The 21,301-nt window shown below is 68.3% G+C and carries 14 protein-coding genes; 6 read left to right on the top strand and 8 right to left on the bottom strand.

The window, feature by feature from the left end:
- Window positions 1–562 precede the first annotated feature (562 nt).
- The 6 genes from PLE19_21065 to PLE19_21040 all read left to right on the top strand — a co-directional run bounded on the left by PLE19_21065 (window position 563) and on the right by PLE19_21040 (window position 10,703).
- Entirely contained in the window at window positions 563–2,296 is a 1,734-nt protein-coding gene (locus PLE19_21065) for an ATPase, T2SS/T4P/T4SS family (protein ID HPD17437.1), read from the top strand.
- Between the two features lie 172 nt (window positions 2,297–2,468).
- On the top strand, window positions 2,469–6,776 hold the full coding sequence (locus tag PLE19_21060; GenBank protein HPD17436.1) for a hypothetical protein: 4,308 nt from the start codon (window positions 2,469–2,471) through the stop codon (window positions 6,774–6,776).
- Window positions 6,777–6,892: 116 nt separating this feature from the next.
- Entirely contained in the window at window positions 6,893–8,287 is a 1,395-nt protein-coding gene (locus tag PLE19_21055) for a cytochrome ubiquinol oxidase subunit I (protein ID HPD17435.1), read from the top strand.
- The gene (locus PLE19_21050; GenBank protein ID HPD17434.1) at window positions 8,284–9,816 is read left to right on the top strand and encodes a cytochrome ubiquinol oxidase subunit I; all 1,533 of its coding nucleotides are present in this window, start codon (window positions 8,284–8,286) and stop codon (window positions 9,814–9,816) included. The genes PLE19_21055 and PLE19_21050 overlap by 4 nt, the downstream gene beginning before the upstream one ends.
- Window positions 9,817–9,828: 12 nt before the next feature.
- Complete coding sequence (locus PLE19_21045) at window positions 9,829–10,116, top strand: hypothetical protein (protein HPD17433.1); 288 nt, start codon at window positions 9,829–9,831, stop codon at window positions 10,114–10,116.
- The gene (locus PLE19_21040) at window positions 10,116–10,703 is read left to right on the top strand and encodes a hypothetical protein (GenBank protein ID HPD17432.1); all 588 of its coding nucleotides are present in this window, start codon (window positions 10,116–10,118) and stop codon (window positions 10,701–10,703) included. The genes PLE19_21045 and PLE19_21040 overlap by 1 nt, the downstream gene beginning before the upstream one ends.
- Here the strand turns inward: PLE19_21040 and PLE19_21035 are convergent.
- The 8 genes from PLE19_21035 to lon all read right to left on the bottom strand — a co-directional run bounded on the left by PLE19_21035 (window position 10,687) and on the right by lon (window position 21,265).
- Window positions 10,687–11,133 carry a DUF6529 family protein gene (locus tag PLE19_21035; protein ID HPD17431.1) on the bottom strand — a complete coding sequence of 149 codons (447 nt, stop codon included), beginning with the start codon at window positions 11,131–11,133 and terminating at the stop codon, window positions 10,687–10,689. The genes PLE19_21040 and PLE19_21035 overlap by 17 nt on opposite strands.
- A 1-nt stretch (window position 11,134) precedes the next feature.
- Window positions 11,135–11,857, bottom strand: a complete 723-nt coding sequence (locus PLE19_21030) for an ABC transporter permease (GenBank protein HPD17430.1) — start codon at window positions 11,855–11,857, stop codon at window positions 11,135–11,137.
- Window positions 11,854–12,777 carry an ABC transporter ATP-binding protein gene (locus tag PLE19_21025; GenBank protein ID HPD17429.1) on the bottom strand — a complete coding sequence of 308 codons (924 nt, stop codon included), beginning with the start codon at window positions 12,775–12,777 and terminating at the stop codon, window positions 11,854–11,856. Before PLE19_21025 ends, PLE19_21030 begins: the two co-directional genes overlap by 4 nt.
- 28 nt (window positions 12,778–12,805) lie before the next feature.
- The gene (locus PLE19_21020) at window positions 12,806–13,009 is read right to left on the bottom strand and encodes a hypothetical protein (protein HPD17428.1); all 204 of its coding nucleotides are present in this window, start codon (window positions 13,007–13,009) and stop codon (window positions 12,806–12,808) included.
- Window positions 13,002–14,201, bottom strand: coding sequence for a universal stress protein (locus PLE19_21015; protein ID HPD17427.1), 1,200 nt, complete (start codon window positions 14,199–14,201; stop codon window positions 13,002–13,004). The genes PLE19_21020 and PLE19_21015 overlap by 8 nt, the downstream gene beginning before the upstream one ends.
- Window positions 14,202–14,302: 101 nt before the next feature.
- The gene (locus PLE19_21010) at window positions 14,303–17,245 is read right to left on the bottom strand and encodes a proline dehydrogenase family protein (protein HPD17426.1); all 2,943 of its coding nucleotides are present in this window, start codon (window positions 17,243–17,245) and stop codon (window positions 14,303–14,305) included.
- A 372-nt stretch (window positions 17,246–17,617) separates the two neighbouring features.
- Window positions 17,618–18,805: a class I SAM-dependent methyltransferase gene (locus tag PLE19_21005; GenBank protein ID HPD17425.1), complete on the bottom strand. Its 1,188-nt coding sequence runs from the start codon at window positions 18,803–18,805 to the stop codon at window positions 17,618–17,620.
- A gap of 63 nt (window positions 18,806–18,868) precedes the next feature.
- Window positions 18,869–21,265 (bottom strand): endopeptidase La, encoded by a 2,397-nt coding sequence (lon, locus tag PLE19_21000; protein HPD17424.1) that lies wholly within the window; start codon window positions 21,263–21,265, stop codon window positions 18,869–18,871.
- Between the last annotated feature and the right edge of the window lie 36 nt (window positions 21,266–21,301).

Below are 21,301 nucleotides of genomic sequence, written 5' to 3'. Positions count from 1 at the left end.
AATACATCATACCACGTGGGCTCTCGGCGTCTTCCATTTTGGCGAAAGTCGAGCTAGGAGCCTGTCCAAGAATCCGCGTGGGACTGCGACGCCCGCGATTCTGGCCGCAGGCTAGGAGCACGGAGGAGGCGATGCAACGGAGAGCATCGCTGACGACGTGCGACAACGCCTGCGGCCAGAAGTCGCGGCGTCCCTTCGGGTTGCGGCGGCAGCGGAGCGCCTGCCGCGTTGCGTCTCCTCAGCGATGCGCTCCGCAGCATCGCCTGCGGAGCCGCGCCTTGCATCCGTCCCGCTGCCGCCGGCAACGCAGCCCACGGGGATTCTTGGACAGGCTCCTAGAGCCCGAGCATTCCACCCTCCTGGAGGTCTCCATGACTTCGGGAGGCAATGTACATGACCCTGGAGGGCTTCGATCGCCGACCGCCTCCCCCAGGTTCCAGACCTGCGGGAGGTTTCACAGGGACCCCCGCGATGCGGACGTGTCGTCCACGGCACCGCGGCAGGCGCTCATGCTGCTTGCGTCTCCTTTGCTCGAGGTCCCCCCCTGGGAGAGCACATCCCCGTGAGCGAGATCGTCCGCCGCGACAGCCGCCGACTCGGCGAGACCCTGCGCGACTTCACCGACCTGAGCGAACAGCAGATCGAGCGCGCCGCCCAGATCGCCCGGGCCACGGGCCGCCGCATCGGCGAGGTGCTCGAGAGCAGCGGCGCCATCACCCCCGAGCACAAGCAGCGCGCCCTCGGGCGCCAATGGGGCCTCCCCTTTGTGGACCTGCGCGACTACGCGTTCAGCGACACGGCGGTCCACAGCGTCCCCGAGCGCCTCCTCAAACACCACAAGGTGATCCCCCTCCAACTCGACGGCAGCACGCTCACGCTGGCCCTGAGCGACCCGCTCAATGTGCGCGCGATAGACGAAATCCGCCTGACGACGGGCTTCGCCGTGGAGGCCAAGATCGCCGTCGAGGACGAGATCCTCCGCGCCCTTGACCGCTACTTCGGCCTCCCGGCCGCCGATGTGGCCGGCATGATCACCACGGCGGCCAAGGAGGCCGAGCGCGTCGAGGTCGAGGCCCCCCCCGATTCGCAGGACGAGGCGGAGGACCTCCGCCTCGACGAGGACGAGCCCGTGATCGTGCGCCTCGTGAGCCTCATTCTCGCGGCCGGCGTGAGCAAGGGGGCGAGCGACATCCACATCCAGCCCGAGGAGCGCTCGCTGCGCGTGCGCTACCGGGTGGACGGCGTGCTGCACGACGCGCCGAGCCACTCGTGGCGATACGGCCGCGCCCTCACCGCGCGCCTCAAAGTGATGGCGGCGATGGACATTGCGGAGAAGCGACGGCCCCAGGACGGGCGCATCTCGTTCACCTGCAACGGCAGGCGCTACGACCTGCGCGTCTCGAGCCTCCCCGGTCTCCACGGCGAGAAGCTCGTCATGCGCATCGCCGAGCACGCCGCCTCGCAGGTGCCCCTCCACAAGCTCGGCTTCACCGAGGACCAGCTCCGCCGCTTCGAGGACCTGGTGACCCGTCCCTATGGCCTCATCCTGGTCACCGGGCCGACCGGCTCCGGCAAGACCACCACGCTCTACTCGGTGCTCGAGCGCCTCAACAGCCCCGAGAAGAACGTCCTCACCGTCGAGGACCCCGTGGAACGCAGGATTCCGGGGGTCACCCAGGTGCAGGTCGGCTCCACCGCCAAGTCGCCCCTCACCTTCGCCACGGCGCTGCGCTCCGTGCTGCGCCAGGACCCCAACATCGTGATGGTGGGGGAGATCCGTGACCACGACACGGCCCTCATCGCCACCGAGGCCTCGCTCACGGGCCACCTGGTGCTCAGCACCCTGCACACCAACGACGCGCCGGGCGCCGCCCCGCGGCTGCTCGACATGGGGGTGGAGCCGTTCCTTGTCTCCTCGTCGCTCCTGGGCGTGCTGGCCCAGCGCCTGGTGCGCATGCTGTGCCCCAAGTGCCGCGAACCCTATGACCTCCCGCCTGCCGCCGTCGAGCGCCTCGCTCTGCCCATCGGCGCCAGCGTGGAGGGCCTCCAGGCCTACAAGCCTCGCGGCTGCCCCGCCTGCGAGCACAAGGGCTACCGCGGACGCCTGGGCGTCTTCGAGTTGCTGGTGGTGACCGACGAGATACGCAGCCTCGTGCTCCGGCGCGCGCCCGCGGCCGAGATCGCGCGGCTGGCCGCCGAACAAGGCATGATCACGATGCTCCAGGATGCCGCCGCCAAGGTGCTCCAGGGCGTCACCTCCATGGAAGAGGCCCTCCGCGTAATTGACACGCAGTAGCCTGGCCCCCTGATCCGAAACCGCCCGCCCCCTCAGGAGCGGGCCCTCTCTCTCCCACACTCCCCTCCCACGGCGAGCCCCATTCTCTCACTCGTGGCCCGTCCATTCACGTTTGCCCCCTGCCCGTTCGGCCGCTATGATACCCCGGGCAAGCTCTTCAGGAGGCGCGAACATGAGGACCGCAGCGGCAATGTGCGTGGGGCTAGCCCTCGTCGCGGCAGCGGCGCTCGCCGCAACTCCCGACCCGCTCGACGAGGCGTGCTGGATATGGTCCGACAAGGATACCAATGCCATCCCCAAGCCCCTGAGGGACGCCGAGTTCTCCTTCTGGCGCAACTACGAAGTCCCCGCCGACCCGAAGAGCGCGTCGCTGCGCGTTACCGCCGAGAGTGAGTATGCGCTGTTCATCAACGACAAGAAGGTCGGGTCCGACGACTTCTGGCTGACCCTCGAGACGTACGACATCAAGCCCCTCCTCGTCCAGGGCAGGAACCGCATTCTCGTCAAGGCGCGGACGAAGAACTGGTACGCCGGCCTCTTCGTGGCAGGCTCCATCGAGATGGCTGACGGGCGGAAGATTGCGATCCGCTCGGACGCCACGTGGGACTGCACGAACGACCTCGACAACAAGACAGCGAAAGCCGAGGTGGTGATCCAGGGCCTCAACGGCGGCTGGTGGAACAACTGCAACCGCCTGATGGTCATGCCCGACGAGTGGTATCGCCTGAACACGGAGCTTGTGACCCCCTGCATCCCCTGGGCGAAGCCCCTCGCCGGCGGCAAGCTGAAGCTGCTCTTCGTCCAGCCGCGCGTGACCCAGCGCGACACCGTCGAGCTGCTCCAGCGGGCCGACGTTGACGCGACGATCGTCTTCAGCGACTTCTACGAGTTCACCCGCGACCAGCTTCGCCAGCCCTTCTTCCCGCCCACCAAGGGCATGCGGCGCGAGGACATCGTGGCCGACCTCACGAAGGCGCTCCAGGGCACCTACGACGCGGTCATCCTCGGCCCCGTCGAGGAGAGCGTCTTCTACGAAGCTGTTGCCGACAAGCTGAAGGCGATGGTCCAGGGCGGCACCGGCCTCATCTACACCGCCATCCCGCCCCGCAAAGTGGCGAAGCAGGGCGAGAAGAAGCCCGTACTCGACCCAGCCTTCGAAAAGGAACTCACCGCGGCGCCCATCACCACCCCGCCACCGATTCTCGCCCAGGGCATCCCCTACGCGGCGCTGCCCGGCTTCCGCCTGACCGAGAAAGACAAGGAGAAGGACTACCGCAAGGTCGCCGCCCTCTACCAGTTCGGCAAGGGCCGCGTCATGCGCCTCACCCTCGCCGGCGGCTGGGGCCTCTTCGCCAACGCCCCCGACCGCAACGACCTCCACTACGAATACTACCAGTCCTTCGCCATCAAGGCCATGCTCTGGGCCGCCGGCCGCGAGCCAGCCGTCCAGTTCCACGACTTCCCCACCTTCCTAGTGGGCGAGAGCCCCCAGCGGGGCTTCCGCCTTGCGGGCAAGGGGGACTACACAGTCTCCCTCGCCATTCGCAGTCCCGAACGCCTCCTCGTCCCCCCCATTCACCCCATCGCCGTGCCGGGGCCAGGCCAGGACGCGGCGGCCCTCCGCCCGTTTCACGAGGCCCAGCAGCGTGTGAAGCTCGATGGCCCATCGGTAGTGCTGCTCCCTCTGCCGACGCTGCCTGCCGGCTCCCACTTTCTCGATGTCGTGGTGAGTGACGGAAAGGGGAACGTGAACTGGGCGACCGCAGCCCTGGATGTGGCTGCCCCCCTCCGCATCCGCGGCGTCACGCTCGCGCCGCCGTGGATACACCTGGCCGATGGGAGAGCCGCAGAACTGAAGGCCACGGCGACGCTGTCCGCCGCGGCGCCCAAAGGGGCGAGCGTGACCTTCGACCTCCTCGACAATCACGGCCGCCTGCTCGACCGCAAGGACATGACTCCGACGGCGGGCGCCGAGGCCGTTGAGACCACGTTCCGGATTCGGTCCTTCGCCACCACCCTCGGCCGCGTGAGGGCCGAGTTGCGCCTTGCCGGAGAGGTGTGCAGCGTGGCGGTCACCCGCTTCACCACGGTGCGGCGCGATTGGGACCGCTTCTTCTTTGTGGGGTGGGCGGGGTTCCCCGGCGACCACGCGGGCAACGTCTATGCCCGTGTGCTGGCCAGTCTCGGCTTCGATGCGGGGCGCGGCATGCGGGTGACGCACGACACCCTCGATGCTGCCGACACGGTGGCCCTGCCCGGCTACTCGGGCCTGCCCCGACACGCCTTCGACCTCACGCCCGAAGAGCTCAAGAAGCAGCACGAGGCGACGGAGAAGCTCAAGGAACAGCTCCCCTTCGACCCCGTGGCGTACTACTGCGGCGACGAGATTGACTACGGCGGCGGCGACGAGCTGCCCGGCCGCGTCATCGAGTTCCGCAACTTTCTCCGCTCACGCTACAAGACCATCGCCGCACTCAACAAGCAGTGGGACACCGCCTACGGCTCCTTCGACGAGGTCTATCCCATCAACAGGAAGGGCGCAGACGCGGGGCACGGAGGCCCCGCCCACAAGGGCAAGCTCATCCTCGAGAAGGACTACCTGGAACAGGCGAAGGCCACGGGCAACTTCAGCCGCTGGATTGACCAGTGGCTCAGCAACTACAAGGCGTTCAACGACATGGCCCGCCGCCCGCGCCAGGTCATCAAGGCATTCGACCCCCACGCCCGAGTTGGCGTGGACTGCCCGATGTGGCCGATGGCAAGCTGCGGGCACGACTGGTACACGTTCATGCAGGAGTTCGAGATGTTCGCCCCCTATGGCAAGGAGGGCGAAATCCTGCCCTACGAGGACGCCCGCTCGTTCGCCAAGCCGAACTCCTTCCTCGGCCTGGAGTACGGCGGCTACCTCTACAACGCCTTCTGCCGCGGCGAGGAACTGACCGACACCGAGTGGCACCACTGGCGCGTGTGGCACGGCCTGCTTCGCGGCTTCACGAGCACCTGGTTCTACCAGCTCACGCCGCCGGGCAACGAGTCGTGCATCAGCCCCGGCCTCACGCCGGTCGCAACGCTCCAACAATACGCCCGCGACCTGGCGACGATTCGCAGCGGCTACTACAACGTCTTCACTCGCGCGCGCCGCGACTGGGGCGGCATCGCCCTCCACTACTCCGTGCCCAGCCGCCTGCTCTGCCCGCAGGTGCCCGACTTCGGCGCCGAGCGGCCCTTTGACTTCCATTTCCTCATCCAGATTCTCCGCGACCAGGTCGGCCAGCCCTACACGATGGTGGCCAACGAGCAGATCAAGCGGGGCGGCCTCCGTGGCTACAAGGCGCTCATCATGCCCCTGTCCCTCGCCATCGGCGAGGAAGAGTCGCGGGAACTGACCCGCTTCGTCCGCGGCGGCGGCCTGCTCATTGCCGACGCCCGCCCCGGCCTCGCCGACGAGAGCGGCCGGCTCATCAACAGCGGCCCAAACCGCGAATCCAACGAATCGAGCGAATCAGGAATCAGCGTTCGCCATTCGCGTGATTCGCAGGATTCGCGGTTCGCTGCTTCCGCTTCCGCCCTCTTCGGCCTCACGTGGAAGAAGGAACTCGGCCGCAAGATGCTCACGGCCTCGATCAGCGGCGACTACAAGGGCGTGGCCATCGCGACCCCTGTCCAGAGGTTCCCCGCCGACCCCGCCGTGGTCATCAACGGAGCGAAGGCGCTCTGCGAGGTTGACGGCATCCCGCTCGTCACGTGGAACGACGTTGGAGAGGGCTCAGCGGTTTGCCTCAACATCCCCTTCAACTACTACCGCGGCTACCCGACGCCCGAGCACCTCTATGCCTACACGGGCGAGCCGGGCCACAACCGCCTGATCGGCGCCCTCCTCACCGTCATCCTTCGCGCGCACAGGATCGAGCCGCCGGTGCGTGTGGATTGCCCGGAAGGCCGTTGGCTGCCTGGCCTTGAAGCTTCGGTTCACAGCGACGGGCGGGCGCGCTACATCGGCCTCACCAAACAGCGCAAGGCCAGACAGGAGGGCGACGCCGAGGTCCTGGTCCGTGCGCCTCGGGAGGGCCACGTCTACGACATGCTCAACGGCCGCTACGCAGGCTCCGAGCCAACCTGGCGGGTCAGGCTTGGAGCCGCCGACGTCCAGCTCTTCAGCATCCTCCCCTACTCCGTGACGGGCCTGGCTACTGACCTGAGGCAGACAGTGGCCCGGCGCGGCGGAGCCATCGAGGGGCGCGTCCGCGTGGCGCGGAGCGGCGGGCCGTTCGTCCGGCCCGTCCGCCACTTCATCAGTCTTCAGGTGACGCGGCCCGACGGCCAGGCGGTTCGCTATCTTGCCCAGACGCTGGAGACGGGCGGCGGAACGGCGGTTTTCACCATTCCCCTGGCTCTGAACGAACCGACGGGCGCGTACCTCCTCACGTTCCGCGACATCGCCAGCGGCGCCCGCGGCGAGGCCAGGGTCCAGGTGGAGTAGCCTGCCGCCCGAGCCGAGCCGGGCGCCTCCCCGCAGGGCGCATGGAGGGCTTGCCGCCCGACGCGGCTCATGCTAGACTCTTGGGGTTGCCTCCTCGTGGCGGAGCGAACGGACGCATGGATCTGCCGGTCATAGACCCGCCCATTTTCCCGCGCTGGATATGGATCGAAGAGATCACCTTTTCGCACATCCCCCTCGCCACCTACATCACGGCGTGCATGGTGCTGGCGCCGGTATTCGAGTACATCGGGTGGCGGCGGCGCGACGCCCGCTACGACCGCCTGGCGGCGGGGCTCATCTGGTTCTCGCTCACGCTCTTCTCGCCGGGGGCGGCCCTCGGCACGGGCATCCCCATGTGGATCATGGGCACCTATCCCGAGTTCTGGTCGCGCTGGTCCAACCTCTTCTTCTGGCCGCTGATGGCGCAGTTCGTGTTCTTCATCTTCGAAGTCATCTTTCTCTTCCTGTTGTATTACCTGCTGTGGAACTGGAGCGTGAACCACAAGCGCCTCCACATCCTCCTGGGGGCGGTGGCCGCCTTTTGGGGGCTGATGGTGCAACTCGTGTGGGACGCCGTGGGCGGCTACATGCTGACGGCGAGCCGCGCGTTGCCGGGCGTGGATGAGCCGGTGGCCTGGTCGGCCCAGGCCTTCTTCAACCCCAGCCTGCCCTTCCTGTTCTCGCACAGGTTCGTGGGCAACATCAGTTGGGCCATGATGGTGACGGGCGGCGTGCTGGGCTTACGGGCCGTGGGCAGGAAGCCTGCGGAAGATCGCGCCTACTACAACTGGGCGTCGCACCTGACCTTCACGATCGGGGTGCTCGCCTCCTTCGGAATGCCCGTGATCGGCTGGTTCTACGCCCAGGTGATCGGGCGGCATGCGCCCGTGGCCTTCCACGCGATCATGGGCGGCCACCAGGCCTGGATGTTCATCGCCAAGGTGGCGCTCATCGCAGTGTTCGTGGCTATCGGCGGCGCCTACATCTTCCTGCGCTACCAGAGCCGCCTGTTGCTGTGGGGGCTCACGGCAGGGCTGGGCCTTCTGTGGGTCGTGCTCACAATCCACCCGCCACTGAAGTGGCTCGGCGATTCACCCTGGGTATGGCGCGGGGCCTACACGGTGCTGCTTGCCGCCCTGGCCGCGCTGCTCTGGGGCATCCGGGGCAGAGGCAGCGTGGAGACCAAGGGGTGGAAGTGGGCCATGTTCGCCGCCGGCCTGGCCAGCTTCTTTGCCTTCTGCATCGGCGGCATGGTGCGCGAAGGGGCAAAGAACCCTCACACCGTCTATGGCGAACTCGAGAAGCCCGAAGCCCTTCCCCGCGAGCGCGACCGCTTCCTGCTCTACGACCGCTGCGTGCAGTGCCACCACAAGACGATCAACGAGTTCAACCGCTATGATCATCGCCGGGCCTGGGCCGACATCCTGGGCGACGCCAACCATCGCGGCGTCGGAAGAGACGCCGACGAGCGCGACCGCCTCCTGCGCTATCTGGACAGGTACTACCGATGAGTGCGACGGCGATAGACGTGCCCCTCCTCGGCGCGAAGTGGACCATCGGCCTCACCGCCCTGCTCCACACCGCCGTGGCCTCGCTCTCCATTGGCCTGGCCGCGCTCGTCACCGTGCTCCAGATCGTCGGCTACCGCAACCGCGACCGCCGCTACGACCTTCTGGCCCGCCGCATGCAACTGGTCCACGTGTGCATCTACAACATCGGCACCATTGTCGCCATCGGCCTCCTCTTCTCGCTCAGCGGCCTGTTCCCGCAGTTCTGGAGCCAGCTCTTCGTCCACCAGTTCTGGAGCCTCATCGTCGAGGAGTTCATCTTCTTCCTCCTCGCCACCACCGTCACGTTCCACTACTTCTTCTGGCAGAAGATGTGGGGCCACAAGAAGCTGCACATCTTCCTGGGCGCGCTGCTCACCCCCCTGTTCCTGCTCCAGTTCTACCTCATCAACGGCATCGGCGGCTACATGCTCACGCCCGGCTATCAGACCGGCCAGGCCACCGTGGGAGGCCTGATTGACGGCTGGGACAGGATGGGCTTCTACAACCCCTCGTTCCTCATGCTCACAGCCCACCGGGCGCTGGCCAACGTGGCCTATGGCGGGTTCACCGTGGCGGCCATCTGCGGGTTCATGCACTACTTCACACACCGCGAGAAGGTCAAGAAGTACTACGAGGACAACGCCCGGTGCGCCTTCTACACCGGGTTCCTGTGCTTCCTCGGCCTGCCCATCGTCGGCTACTTCTACGCCCACGTGCTCAAGTACGAGGCCAACGAGGCCTATGTGAACCTCATGTGGGGCGGGGGCGACGTGGTGGCGCTGGGCATTGACTGGTGGTGGCTCAAGCAGATCTTCGTGGCAGGGATGTTCGGGCTCAGCCTGGGGTATTTCCACGACTCGGACAGGCGCACCGGGGCCAACTTCGCCTTGCCGCGGGTGCTCGTGTGGAGCCTGGCCCTCTTCTACCTGCTCTATTACATGAGCATGGGCATGATCATGACCTGGAAGTTCTTCTTCGCCATGGCCGGCGTCGCGGCGGCAGCGGCGCTTCTCGCCGGGCACCTCGTCCGGTACCACAAGGGCTCGGGCCGGGCGCTGTTCATCCTGATGGGTGCGCTCTCCTTCCTCACCGTGATGCTCGGCGGGTACGTGCGTGAAGCCGCGCGCCCCCGCTTCGTGAACCGCTATTCACACTACGACCACGTCTACATCCCCGAGCAACGCCAGCCCGTGCTCATGGTCAACAAACGGCCTGAGGACGTCTTCACCCCTGAGGAACTCGCCGCGGCCAAGGCCCCGCCCAAGGGGGCACTCATCCAGGCGGGCGGCGTGGGCCAGAAGCTCCTCGACCCCGTGGCCCTCATCCGCGTCCACTGTTCAGGCTGCCACACCCTCGAACGGGTCAAGAACTACAGGCTCACCGACCGCTGGAGCCTGATCGTGAGTCAGATGCGCGCCTATGGCCTCAAGCTCTCCAATGACGAGGCCCGGCTCATCGTGGAGCACCTCGAGGCCGCGAAGCCCTACTAGGCAGGACCTGCCATGACGGACGACAGCCCCCAGCCCGAAGCCGCCCCGCCTCCATCCGAGGACCCCAGGCTCGAGACCTACAAGGACGGCGTGAGGACGCTCAACTGGTTCGTGACCCCCGTGCCCCTCTTCAAAGAAGAGGAGCTCGAGGCCATGTTCGAGCCCTATCCTCTCACCCAGCCCGCCGACGACCAACGCTGGGTCCTTTGGACCGTGCGGATATGGGTCGGGTTCACCCTCTTCTCGATCGCCTTCATCCTGGCCCTGCTCGTGGCCGGCTTCTTCTACGGTGGGCGCTGATGCGGCTCCTCGGGCGCGTGGTCCTCACCTGCCTCAAGCTCTTCGCCCTGGCCTTCGTCGGCTGGCTGCTGCTGCTCCAGATTCCCGAACTCCTCTACGACTTCGGCCCCAAAACCCCTGTGATGATCGAGTCGCCCGCCGACCTCACGCCCGGGCGTTTCCGCTCGGCCACGTTCGTCTCCATCGCGGGCACGCCCAACTTCGACAAGGCATTCATCTACCGGCGCTACGGCCTCGACCTCACGTACTTCACCCTCGACCCCTACGGCCACCGCATCGTCGTCAAGACTTATGACAAGGTCACCGACGACTGGCGGCAGCTCACCCGATTCGTCGGCAAGCTGCGCGCCTTCCGCTACCAGCCCTTCTCCTACCGCATCCGCAGCATCTTCGAGGAGAAGCAGGGGGTCAAGCTGCCCGACGATGCGTTGTACCTCGGCTTGTACGATATGCCGAAACCAAGCGGATGGCAGGTTGGGGCGGTGATCTTCGCCAGCATCCTCTGGGTCGTGATGCTTTATCTCTTCTTCATCCGCCGACGGCATAGGCTTGCCCCCGCGCCGCCGGCGATCAGCCCACCACCTTGACCCCGCCCATGATCGCCAGGAACATCAGCCCAGCGACCAGCCAGATGATCACGGCCACGGCCGCCACGGCGATGCCCAGCAGCGGCACGTACGGGCGGTAGGCGCGGTACACGCGGATGAAGAAGATCTTGAGCAACAGCAGCGCGATCAGGCCGAAGGCCAGCAAGGCATGGGTGAACACCCGCGCATCAAACCGCTCGGCGTAGTTGCCCGCCGCGAAGTACCGCTCCATCATGTCGAGGCCCACCCAGGCCAGAAACAGCGCGTAGACCAGGAACACATAGCCGCCGATCCGATGCACCCGCATGAGCAGGCGGGCGCGCGGCGAGGGGTCCCCCTTGCACCCGAACACGCGCATCGCGGTCGCAAATTCGACTAGGGCCAGTGCTACAAAGCCCAAGGCCACATAGGTTTTCTCGAACTGATTCATTTCACTCCTCGCTTTCGCGCGGCCCACCCACGGTGCGGGCAGCCAACCAGGCCGCCAGGATGAGCAGCACAAGGCTGCCCGCCAGAACGGAATGGCGCCCAACGCTCGATGCATCGGCCGCCATTGCCCTCAATGCATGCTCCAGCCAGGCCACCGGGCTGAAAGGCGAGGCCGCCGCCACAACGCCGGCCAGCGGCCCCGCGGTCGGCACCAGGCCCGACAGCAACACGAGGACCCCCACGCCCAGGGCCCCGGCCAGGTGCACCTCGGCATTCGTCCTCACCGCCACGGCCAGCAGCATGCCCAGGGCATTGAGCGTCAGCACGCACGCGCACAGCGCACCCGCGGCACTCAGCAACGCGCCCCCCGCCGTGGGCAGGCCATGGACTACTGCCAGCAGCCCCACCACGGGCGCCGTCTGCACAAGGTCCACCACGCCGCCCGCCAGCAACAGGTCCGACCATACGATGCTGCGCGGGATCGGCAGCAGAGCCAGCCGCGTCCACTGCCCCTCGGCCCGGCGCCGCACCAGGCCCACGGCCGCCCCGAAGAACGAGACGAACACGGTGAGGACGCACAGGCCGCACGCGCGCGCTCGGAGCGGCATCGGGGCGAACACAAACGGCAGCCCCAGCAGCAGCGCCACGCCCACTCGAAGGGCGAGCGCCCGCCGGCTCGAGAACGCCGCCGCCAGTTCCAGTTGCAGCACGTTCGACGGCGTCACGGCCCCAGCTCCCTCCCCGTCTTGAGAAGGAAGGCGTCGCGCAAGGTGGCGCGCGCCACTTCGACCCTCGCCACCTCGGCCCCCGTGGAACCCACGTGTTCGAGCAGGCGCGGCAGATGCCTCGAATCGCCGATCAGCGCGCGCAACGAAGTGCCGTCCTGCGAGAACGCGCGCACCCCGTCGAGCGCTGGTGGAGGCACCCGCACGCTGCCGGCGAGGACCAGGTGCACCTCGCACAGGGGCGACACCTCGCGGATCAAGCCCTCGGGCGTACCTTCCGCAACGAGACGTCCTGCCTCCAGGAAGGCCACGCGCGAGGCGACGCAGGCCGCCCACTCCACGTCGTTACTCGCGATCCAGGTGGTCTGCCCGCGCGCACCTCGCTGGCGCAACAGGTCGGCGAGTTCAACGACGAACTGCTCGTCCACGCCCGCTGTCGGCTCGTCAAGCACCGCGAGCTCGGGCTCGTGGCAGAAGGCCTCGACGAGGGCCAGCTTGCGCCGCATCCCGAACGAGTATGTCGCTACCGGCTCGTCACGGTATGGGGCCAAGCCCGCGCGGTCGAACAACCACGCGAGGCGGCCCTCCAGGGCCCGCCCATTCCGGCCATAGGCCTGCGCCACAAAGCAGGCGTTCTGCCAGCCCGACAATGCTTCCCAGTGCGCACTCGTGTCCAGACACACCCCGAGCCGGCCCAAGTGGCGTCGGGAGCCGCGAGCCACCGGCAGGCCGAGGACGGCCAGACTCCCACCCCCAACCGGCTCGAGCCCCAGCAGCAGCCGCGTGAGAGTGCTCTTGCCCGAACCGTTGCGGCCGAGCACGGCATAGCACTCGCCGGCATCCACCGCCAGCGACACGCCGCACACGCCCCGCCCGGGCGCGTGTGCGCAAGTCAGGTTGTGGGCCTCGATGGCGGCCACCGGCGGGCTCCCAGCGTTCGCGTCGATCCTACTCGAAGCGCAGAATGGTCTCCGGGGTCACCCGCACATCGCCCCCAGGCACGGTGGCCACGACCTCGTACACCACCACGCGATCGCCCACCCGGCACGTCTGGCCGAGGAGCTTGCTGCGGGCGATGTGCCGGTGGAATGGCGGAGCGAGGGGGCGCAGCTTGCGGAGCACGACCTCCTGCGCCTCGGGCGGCTCAGACATTCCGGCTCCCATCCTGGCTGCTCATGCCCATGCGACTCCCGACCTCGCGCACGTCTTCGAGCGTGACGCGGTGCCCCCCTCGCGCTCGCACGTGCTGCTCGATACCCTGCTTCGCCATTGGCCGGGCGAACGCGGGGATTCGTTCGAGGCGCGCCAGGGCCTCGGCGTCCCATGCCATCTCGGCCCCCTCTGCGGGCCGCGCCGGGTCGGCGGCGGGCGCCGTCACCAGCACGCTGCACGGAGCGAGATGGGCGGCCGCCTCCGCGTTCGAGCCGATATCCGCCGTGCCGCGGTGATGCCCGAACCGCCCGACCACCATGAGCCGCGCGCCGATGGCGCCTGCGTGGTCCACCAGCACACGGTAGGCCTTGCCTCGAAGCAGCGATGCCGTGGGGCGCATTCCCAGGGCCGCCGCGCGGCCCGCGGCCTGGTCGAGGAAGCCCTGGTAGAGTTTCGCGAGGCCGTCGTCAATAAACGTCTTGTGCAGGGCTTCTTGCTTGCTCAAACCCACCTGGGCCTGGCGCTCGGGCGACAGCGAGCGCGCCATGGCTCCGAACACGGCCTTGTGAAGGTCGGGGTCATAGGCCGCGGCGACCTGGAGCGGGCAGCCCAGCGCCTGGGCGATGGAAGCCGCACTGTCCACGGCAGCCAGCGCCTCAGGGCTGCCGTCCACACCCACCAGGACCGGCCCTGCCCCGGCGGCGGCGCGCGCGATCAGCACATCGCCCGCCGCGGCCCGCAGCACGCGCCCAGCCGTGCTGCCCAGGCGACCGTCGCCCGCCGCGCCCAGCCCGTGTGCGCCCAGCACAGCCAGATCGGCTTGCAGTTCGCGCGCGAGGTTCAGCAGCACCGCATAGTTGCGTCCCTCGGCCACGCGCCCCTCGGCGGTAATGCCGCAGCGGCGGGCCTCGGCCAGATAGCTTTCGATGTAGCCTTTGGCAAGGGCATGAAAGCCCTCGCCCATGAGGGGAGCATGGGCCTCGCGCAGACGTTTGAGGGCCTCGCGCCCTTGGTAGTCGGCGGGGAGGCCCGGCTCCATCTCGCGGAATCGCGTGGCGTGGATCGCCACGTCGCAGGCGTGGCAGGCGAACACCTGTGCGCCGTGCGCGCGGGCCAGCGCGAGGGCCAGAGCCCCGCCGCCTGCGGCATCGGCCGACCCGTCCAGCGCAACCAGGATCCGCGTGAACCCCACTTTCCTGTCACTCCAAGCCGTCAGTCTGCGCCCTCGCGCCTATTGTACCCGGAATCAGCGCCCTGTCCACTGAGCACGACTTGCCCTGGTCGCTCCCTGCCTCAGGGGCTTGGGGGCGCGAAGCCGCGCCGCACGCTGTTCTCACAGAAGGTCTTGGGCTGCATGAACTGGCGGAGATAGTCGGGGCCGCCGGCCTTCGACCCGATCCCCGAGAGGCGCATGCCGCCGAACGGCTGGCGGCCCACCACGGCGCCCGTGATGGGCCGGTTCACATAGAGGTTCCCCACGCGGCACGCGGCGCGGGCACGGCGAATGTGCTCGGGGTGGCGCGTGTAGATGCCGCCCGTGAGGCCGTACTGGGTGTCGTTGGCGATGGCGATGGCCTCCTCCAGGCCGTCGGCGCGAATCACGCTCAGCAGCGGCCCGAAGATCTCCTCCTGGGCCAGAGGCGAGTCAGGAGCCACGTCGGCCACAATCAGCGGCTCCACGTAGTGGCCCTCCGCGCGCCGCGGACCAGGATCCCCGCGGAACACCACCCGCCCCGTCTCGGCGGCGAGCGCGGCGTAGCGCGCGAAGCGCTCGCAGGCCTCGGCGTTGATGAGCGGCCCGATAGCGGCGTGAGGGTCCCAGGCAGGGCCGATCGGCAGGCTGTCGGCCGCAGCAACCAGGCGCTCGACGAACGTGTCGTGCAACCTCGCGTCCACAATCACGCGAGAGCAGGCCGAGCACTTCTGCCCTTGATACCCGAAGGCCGAGGCCAACACGCCGGGCAGCGCCTGGTCGAGGTCGGCGTCGCCGGCGATCAGGATGGCGTTCTTGCCGCCCATCTCGGCGATCACGCGCTTGACGTGCCGCTGCCCGGGCGCCAGCCGCGCGGCCAGGCGCTGAATGCGCAGCCCCACGGCCAGCGAGCCGGTGAAGCTGATGAGGGCCACCTCGCGGTGACGGACCAGGTACTCACCAATCTCCTCGCCGCGGCCCGGCACGAACTGGATGACCCCGGGCGGCACGCCCGCCTCCCTCCAGACCTCCATCAGGTGCGCGGCGACGACCGACGACGGCTCGGCCGGCTTCATGAGCACCGTGTTGCCCGCCACGGCCGCGGCCGCGGTCACGCCTGTCAGGATCGCCAGCGGGAAGTTCCAGGGCGTGATCGCCACGGCCACACCCAGCGGCTCGTAGAAGTACTCGTTGGACTCGCCCGGCACGTCGCGCCGCCACGGCTCGGCCAGGCGCACCGCCTCGCGCGCGTAGTACTCGCAGTAGTCAATCGCCTCGGCCACGTCGGCGTCGGCCTCGCGCCAGCTCTTGGCTTCCTCGAACACCTCCCAGGCGGCCAGCTCGAAGCGGCGGCGCCGCAGCACCTCGGCCGCCCGCAACAGGCACTCGGCCCGCTCGCGAGGCGCGCGGGCCGACCACTCGGGGAAGGCGCGCGCGGCGGCCCGCACGGCCTGGCCCGCCTCGCGCCGCGATGCGAGGGCAACGCGCCCCACCACTTCGGCCGTGAGGCTGGGGTTGCGCCGCACGATCTCGCTCGCCCCCTCGGCCGCTCGGCCGCCAATCCACAGCGGGTAGCTGCGCCCGAACTTCTGGCGCACCGCGTCCAGCGCGGCCGCCATGGCTTGCCGCGCCTCGGGCCGCGCGAAGTCGCTCACCGGCTCGTTCTCGAACGGAGCGTCAAGAGTACGGGCCGAAGCCCGCGGTCCCACCGGCTCCGGGGGTTCGGGCTTGGCAAGCAGTCCAACGACCGGCAGCGGCGAGGCCCACATCTCGCGCACGAAGGCCGAGCGCGACGTGGCCTCGAGCAGCCGCCGCACCAGATAGGCCAGGCCAGGCACGAAGTCGCCGAACGGCACGTACACGCGCACGCGATGGCCGCGCTCGGCGAGCACCCGGTTGAGCTCGTCGCCCAGGCCGTAGAGCGTCTGGTACTCCACGGCACCCTGGGGCAGGCCCAGCGTCTCGGCGACGGCTATTGCGTGGGCGATGCTGCGCACGTTGTGGCCCGCGATCGCCGGGCGCAGCAGGGCGTGCTGCTCGAGCACGATCCGCGTCGCCGCCTCGAAATCGGCATCCGTGGCGGCCTTCGACTGGTGGACGGGCACGGGCCAGTTGCGGTACCGTGCCCGCAGCACCTCGTAGTCCCAGTAGGCGCCCTTGACGACGCGGATGTTCACGGGCGTGCCGCGCCGCCGCACCCAGTCGAGCAGGGCCGCCAGATCAGCGCGGTTCTCGGGCAGATAGGTCTGGAGCGTGATGCTCGCGTCGGGCCAGTCGCGGAACTCCTCCTCGAACAAGATCCGCTGGAAGATCTCGAACGTGAGGTCCTTGTGCTCGCGCTGCTCCATATCCACGTTCACCGAGGCGCCCGCCGCGCGCGCCGCGCGCAGGATCGCGCGCAACCGCGGGGCCACGCCCGCAAACGTGCCCAGCGGGTCCATGCCGTCGAACCGGCTGTAGAGTGATGTGAGTTTCAGCGACACGTTGAGCCGCGGCACGCGGCCCCAGGGGGCGCTATCGAGGGTCGGCGCCTCGGGCCACCCGGCCACCGCCTGCGACGCCGTTTGCAGAAGGCTCCGATACGTGTCCTGGTAAGCATCGGCCTCGCGCTCGCTCAGCACGGCTTCGCCCAGCGCATCGAGCGTGAAGGCCAGGCCCTGGCCCCGTAGCCGTTCGCAGACGCTGAGCGCCGAATCCAGGCTCGGCCCGGCGATGAAGCGCTGTTGGAGGCTGGCGACGAGTTCGCGCACGCGCCTCGCTGTTTGCCCGTCGGCGCCGGCCACCGGGAGGAAATCGCGCGGCTCGCCCACATAGGCGCGCAGGTACTCCATCAGGTGCGCATCGGTAGACAGGGCGGGGAACACGTCCACGAACCGGAAGCAGCCGGCGAGAAACCCGGCCCCGCCGCCGTGGCGGGTCCAGTGGACGAGGGGGTCTCGCTCGAGGCGGGCCGCATGGTCGGCGGGCCGCGCCGCCTCGATGGCGCCGATGAGTTCTGACCCGAGGCGCTGCGTCGCGGCCTCGATCGCGTCGTGGGCGCTCATTCCGGCATCCTCCTCGCAAAGCACACGGTCAGGTTGCGACTCACCTCAGTATACCATGAGCCCGGGCAAACATGGCGCCTTGCAGGGGCTAGGCCGAGATTGCAGGCAATCACGGATGGTCGTTATCCGGTGTTCGAGCCAGTCTCACCGCCCTTCTGCAATTCCTCGCGGTCCTCAGAGAGCAGGTCCCCGGCAGCGAAGAGCTTCCGACAACGCTGTGTCGCCTACCAGCGCTCCAGAGGACGAAAGACCGCATCGTCCCAGCCCCCCCTGCCGTGCCAAGGCCATCCGCGCTTCCTGATCCCTCCGCCAGAGGGCACGATAGGGAGATGCACTGCAAGTGGTGAGACTGTTGGGTCGCAGGGAACGTGGCTACAGCACCCGACAGACGTAGCACTTGAGGTAGCGGGACTCGGGGCAGGTGACTGAGACCGGGTGGTCGGCGGCCTGGCTGCGACGCTCGAGCACCTGCACCTCGCGGCTGGTGTCGAACGCGGCGTCGTTGAGCATCCCCACGAAGAGCGAGTCGTCTATGTGCTGTGAGCACGAGCAGGTGGCAAGGATGCCGCCCGGCTCGAGAAGCTGCATGGCGATCAGATTGATGTCCTTGTAGCCGCGCAGCGCGCTCTCGACGTCGCCCGTGGCTCGTGCGAACTTGGGCGGGTCGAGGATCACGAGGCCGAACCTCTGCCCTTCGGCGCGCAGGCGGCGCAGTTCGCCGAAGACGTTTCCTTGGCAGAACTCGACGTTGGCCGCGCCATTCGCCTCGGCGTTGCGGCGAGCCAGAGCCAGGGCAGGCTCGGACATCTCGATGGCCAGCACACCAGCCGCCTTGCCCACCACGCTGGCGAAGACCGCGAAGGCACCCGTGTAGGCAAAGCAGTCGAGCACGCGCCGGCCCTCGGCGAACGAGGCCACGGCGCGCCAGTTCTCGCGCTGGTCGAGGAACAAGCCTGTCTTCTGGCCGCCGCGCACGTCGGCAAGCAGGCGGACGCCGTGGACGGTGACCGGGACGACCCCGGGCGGTTCAGGGCCGGCCAGGGCGCCCACGGCGGGCTCGATGCCCTCCTTCTCGGCTACGTCCGTGTCGGAGCGCTCGAAGATGGCCCGAGTAGGGCACACGCGTTGGAGCGCGCCGAGAATCTCGGCCTTCCGCACGGCGAGGCCGAACGAGAGAATCTGCACCACCAGCCAGTCGGCGTACCGGTCCACCACCAGGCCGGGCAGGCCATCGCCCTCGCTGTAGACGAGGCGGTAGGCGTCGGTGTGGGCGGGGAGACCGAGCGTGTGCTCGCGAAGCGCGACGGCGAGGCGCAGGCGGCGCTCGAAGTACTCGGCGTCCACGGTCTCCTCGGGATTCCAGGTGGCGAGGCGCACGCGAATCTGCGAGCGGCCGTTATAGAAGCCCTTCGCTACGAAGTTGCCGCGGTCGTCCACCACGGTCACCAGTTCGCCATCGGCGGGTGCGCCCTCGAAGCGGGCGACAGAGCCGGAGAAGACCCAGGGGTGGCCGTAGAAGAAGGGTTTGGCCCGACCGCGCTTGAGGATGACCGTGCTCATCGTGGAGTTCGGATTGCGGATGGTGGATCGGGAACCGCGGCGTCGGAAGGCGCGCGTCACGCGTCACTTGGTGGCCGGGGCGCTCCGTTTCTGCGCGTGGGCGTGGTTTCGGATTGTGGCGGAAAGGACGTCCTCGAGGGTCTCTGCGGGAACGATCTCGAGTTCGTCGCGGATGGCCTGGGGAACGTCCTCCAGGTCCTTGAGGTTGCGCTTGGGCAGCACGATGCGTCGCAGGCCGGCGCGATGGGCAGCAAGGACCTTCTCCTTGATGCCGCCCACCGGCAGCACGCGCCCGCGGAGGGTGATCTCGCCGGTCATTGCCGTGTCGCTGCGCACGCGCCGGCCACTCAGCAGCGAGACAAGAGAGGCCGCGATGGTGACGCCGGCCGACGGCCCGTCCTTGGGGATGGCGCCCGCCGGGAAATGGACGTGGATGTCGTGGTCCTTGAAGAAGTCGGGCTGGATGCCCAGGTGATGCGCGTGGGCGCGAATATAGGTGAGGGCGGCCTGGGCGGACTCCTTGATCACGTCGCCGAGTTGCCCGGTGAGGGTGAGGCTGCTCTTGCCGGCCATGATGGACGACTCGATGAAGAGGATATCGCCGCCGGTGGCGGTCCACACGAGCCCGATGGCGATGCCGGGCTCCTTGAGGCGCTCGCGGGCCTCCAGCTCGAACTTGGGCGGGCCGAGGAATCTGGGGATGGCGGCCGCCTTGACCGTGAGTTTGCCGCCCTTGCCCTCGGCCACCTGCTTCGCGAGCTTTCGGCACACGGTGCCGATCTCTCGTTCGAGGTTCCGCACGCCGGCCTCCCGGGTGTACTCGCGGATGATGCGGCGGAGGGCGTCGTCCTCGAGCTTCACGCCCTTGCCCTTCAGGCCGTTCTCATCCACCTGCCGGGGCACGAGATAGGTCCGGGCGATGATCATCTTGTCGTGCTCGGCGTAGCCGGGGAGTTCGATGACTTCCATGCGGTCCCGGAGCGCGGCGGGCACGGGGTCGAGCAGGTTGGCGGTGGTGATGAACATCACCTTCGAGAGGTCGAAGGCCACGTCAATGTAGTGGTCGGAGAAGCTGAAGTTTTGTTCGGGGTCGAGCACTTCGAGGAGCGCGGCAGAGGGGTCCCCGCGGAAGTCGGCGCCCAGCTTGTCCACCTCGTCGAGCATGAACACGGGGTTGCGCGAGCCGGCGCGCCGGATGCCCTGGATGATGCGTCCGGGCAGGGCGCCGATGTAGGTGCGGCGGTGGCCGCGGATCTCGGCCTCATCGCGCACGCCGCCGAGCGACATTCGGATGAACTTGCGCTCCATCGCCCGCGCGATGGAGCGGCCGAGCGAGGTCTTGCCCACGCCGGGGGGTCCCACGAAGCACAGGATCGGCCCCTTGCCTTCAGGCTTGAGCTTCCGCACCGCCAGAAACTCCAGGATCCGGTCCTTCACCTTGGCCAGGTCGTGGTGATCCTCATCCAGCACGGAACTCGCGCGGACGATGTCCAGGTTATCCTCCGTCGCGATGCTCCACGGGAGCGCGATCAGCCAGTCCAGATGAGTGCGCACCACCGTGTACTCGGCCGACGAGGGCGGGATCTTGCTCAGGCGGTCGAGTTCCTGATCGGCCTCCTTGCGGGCCTCCTCGGGGAGCTTCGCCTCGTCGAGCTTCCGGCGCAATTCGGCGATCTCCGAGGAGTGCTCGTCGTCCTGGCCCAGCTCCTTCTGGATGGCCTTCATCTGTTCGCGGAGGTAGTACTCGCGCTGGGTCTTGCCCATCTCGTCCTGGACCTGGGTCTGAATCCGCGAGGCCACCTCGAGGGTCTCCACCTCGCGCGCGAGCAGGCCCACGACGCGCTGGAGGCGCTCACGCACGTTGGCGGCCTCCAGGATCGCCTGGCGCTCTTCCAGCGGCAGGCTGAGGTTGGCCGCGACGAAGTCGGCCAGCCGCCCGGGATCGGTGATGTTGACGAGGATCACTTTCACCTCGTCGGGCACGTTGGGCACGAGCGACACGATCTTCTGGAAGAGCTCGACGACCGACCGCGACAGGGCCTGGAGTTCGACGGAGTCGGTCACGGTCTCCTCGACCCGCTCGACGCGGGCGACAATGTGCGGCTCCTCGCGCACGATCTCGACGATGCGGATGCGCTCCATGCCACGCACGATGATCCGCGCGCCGCCGTCGGGCATCTTGAGCATCTGGAGAAGCAGGCCGGCGGTGCCCACCCGGTGGAGCGATTCGCCCGTCGGCTCCTCCTCGCTGGCCGTCTTCTGGGCGAAAAGGCCAAGCAGCTTCGGCTCGCGCGGCGCCACGTCGTCAATGCAGTGCAGCGACTTCTCGCGCTGCACCATCAGCGGGGCAACCATGTTCGGGTAGATCACCGCGTTCATCAGCGGAAGGATCGGCAGCTCGCTTGGGAGGGCGAGGCGCTCGTCGCGTTCTCCCGAGTTGGGTTTGGCCCCTTGGTCCATGCACAAGTCTCCGTGAAGGCCCGGTTCAAGGCGACG

The organism is Planctomycetota bacterium (assembly GCA_035384565.1).
GTDB lineage: Bacteria > Planctomycetota > PUPC01 > DSUN01 > DSUN01 > DAOOIT01.
This window is presented reverse-complemented; position numbering and strand designations above follow the sequence as displayed.

Excerpts from the sequence above, each read along its gene's own strand:
- PLE19_21035 (HPD17431.1), bottom strand. The coding sequence starts at position 11,133 with ATGAATCAGTTCGAGAAAACCTATGTGGCCTTGGGCTTTGTAGCACTG.
- PLE19_21040 (HPD17432.1), top strand. The coding sequence starts at position 10,116 with ATGCGGCTCCTCGGGCGCGTGGTCCTCACCTGCCTCAAGCTCTTCGCC.
- PLE19_21050 (HPD17434.1), top strand. The coding sequence starts at position 8,284 with ATGAGTGCGACGGCGATAGACGTGCCCCTCCTCGGCGCGAAGTGGACC.
- PLE19_21005 (HPD17425.1), bottom strand. The coding sequence starts at position 18,805 with ATGAGCACGGTCATCCTCAAGCGCGGTCGGGCCAAACCCTTCTTCTAC.
- lon (HPD17424.1), bottom strand. The coding sequence starts at position 21,265 with ATGGACCAAGGGGCCAAACCCAACTCGGGAGAACGCGACGAGCGCCTC.
- PLE19_21020 (HPD17428.1), bottom strand. The coding sequence starts at position 13,009 with ATGTCTGAGCCGCCCGAGGCGCAGGAGGTCGTGCTCCGCAAGCTGCGC.
- PLE19_21010 (HPD17426.1), bottom strand. The coding sequence starts at position 17,245 with ATGAGCGCCCACGACGCGATCGAGGCCGCGACGCAGCGCCTCGGGTCA.
- PLE19_21060 (HPD17436.1), top strand. The coding sequence starts at position 2,469 with ATGAGGACCGCAGCGGCAATGTGCGTGGGGCTAGCCCTCGTCGCGGCA.
- PLE19_21045 (HPD17433.1), top strand. The coding sequence starts at position 9,829 with ATGACGGACGACAGCCCCCAGCCCGAAGCCGCCCCGCCTCCATCCGAG.
- PLE19_21055 (HPD17435.1), top strand. The coding sequence starts at position 6,893 with ATGGATCTGCCGGTCATAGACCCGCCCATTTTCCCGCGCTGGATATGG.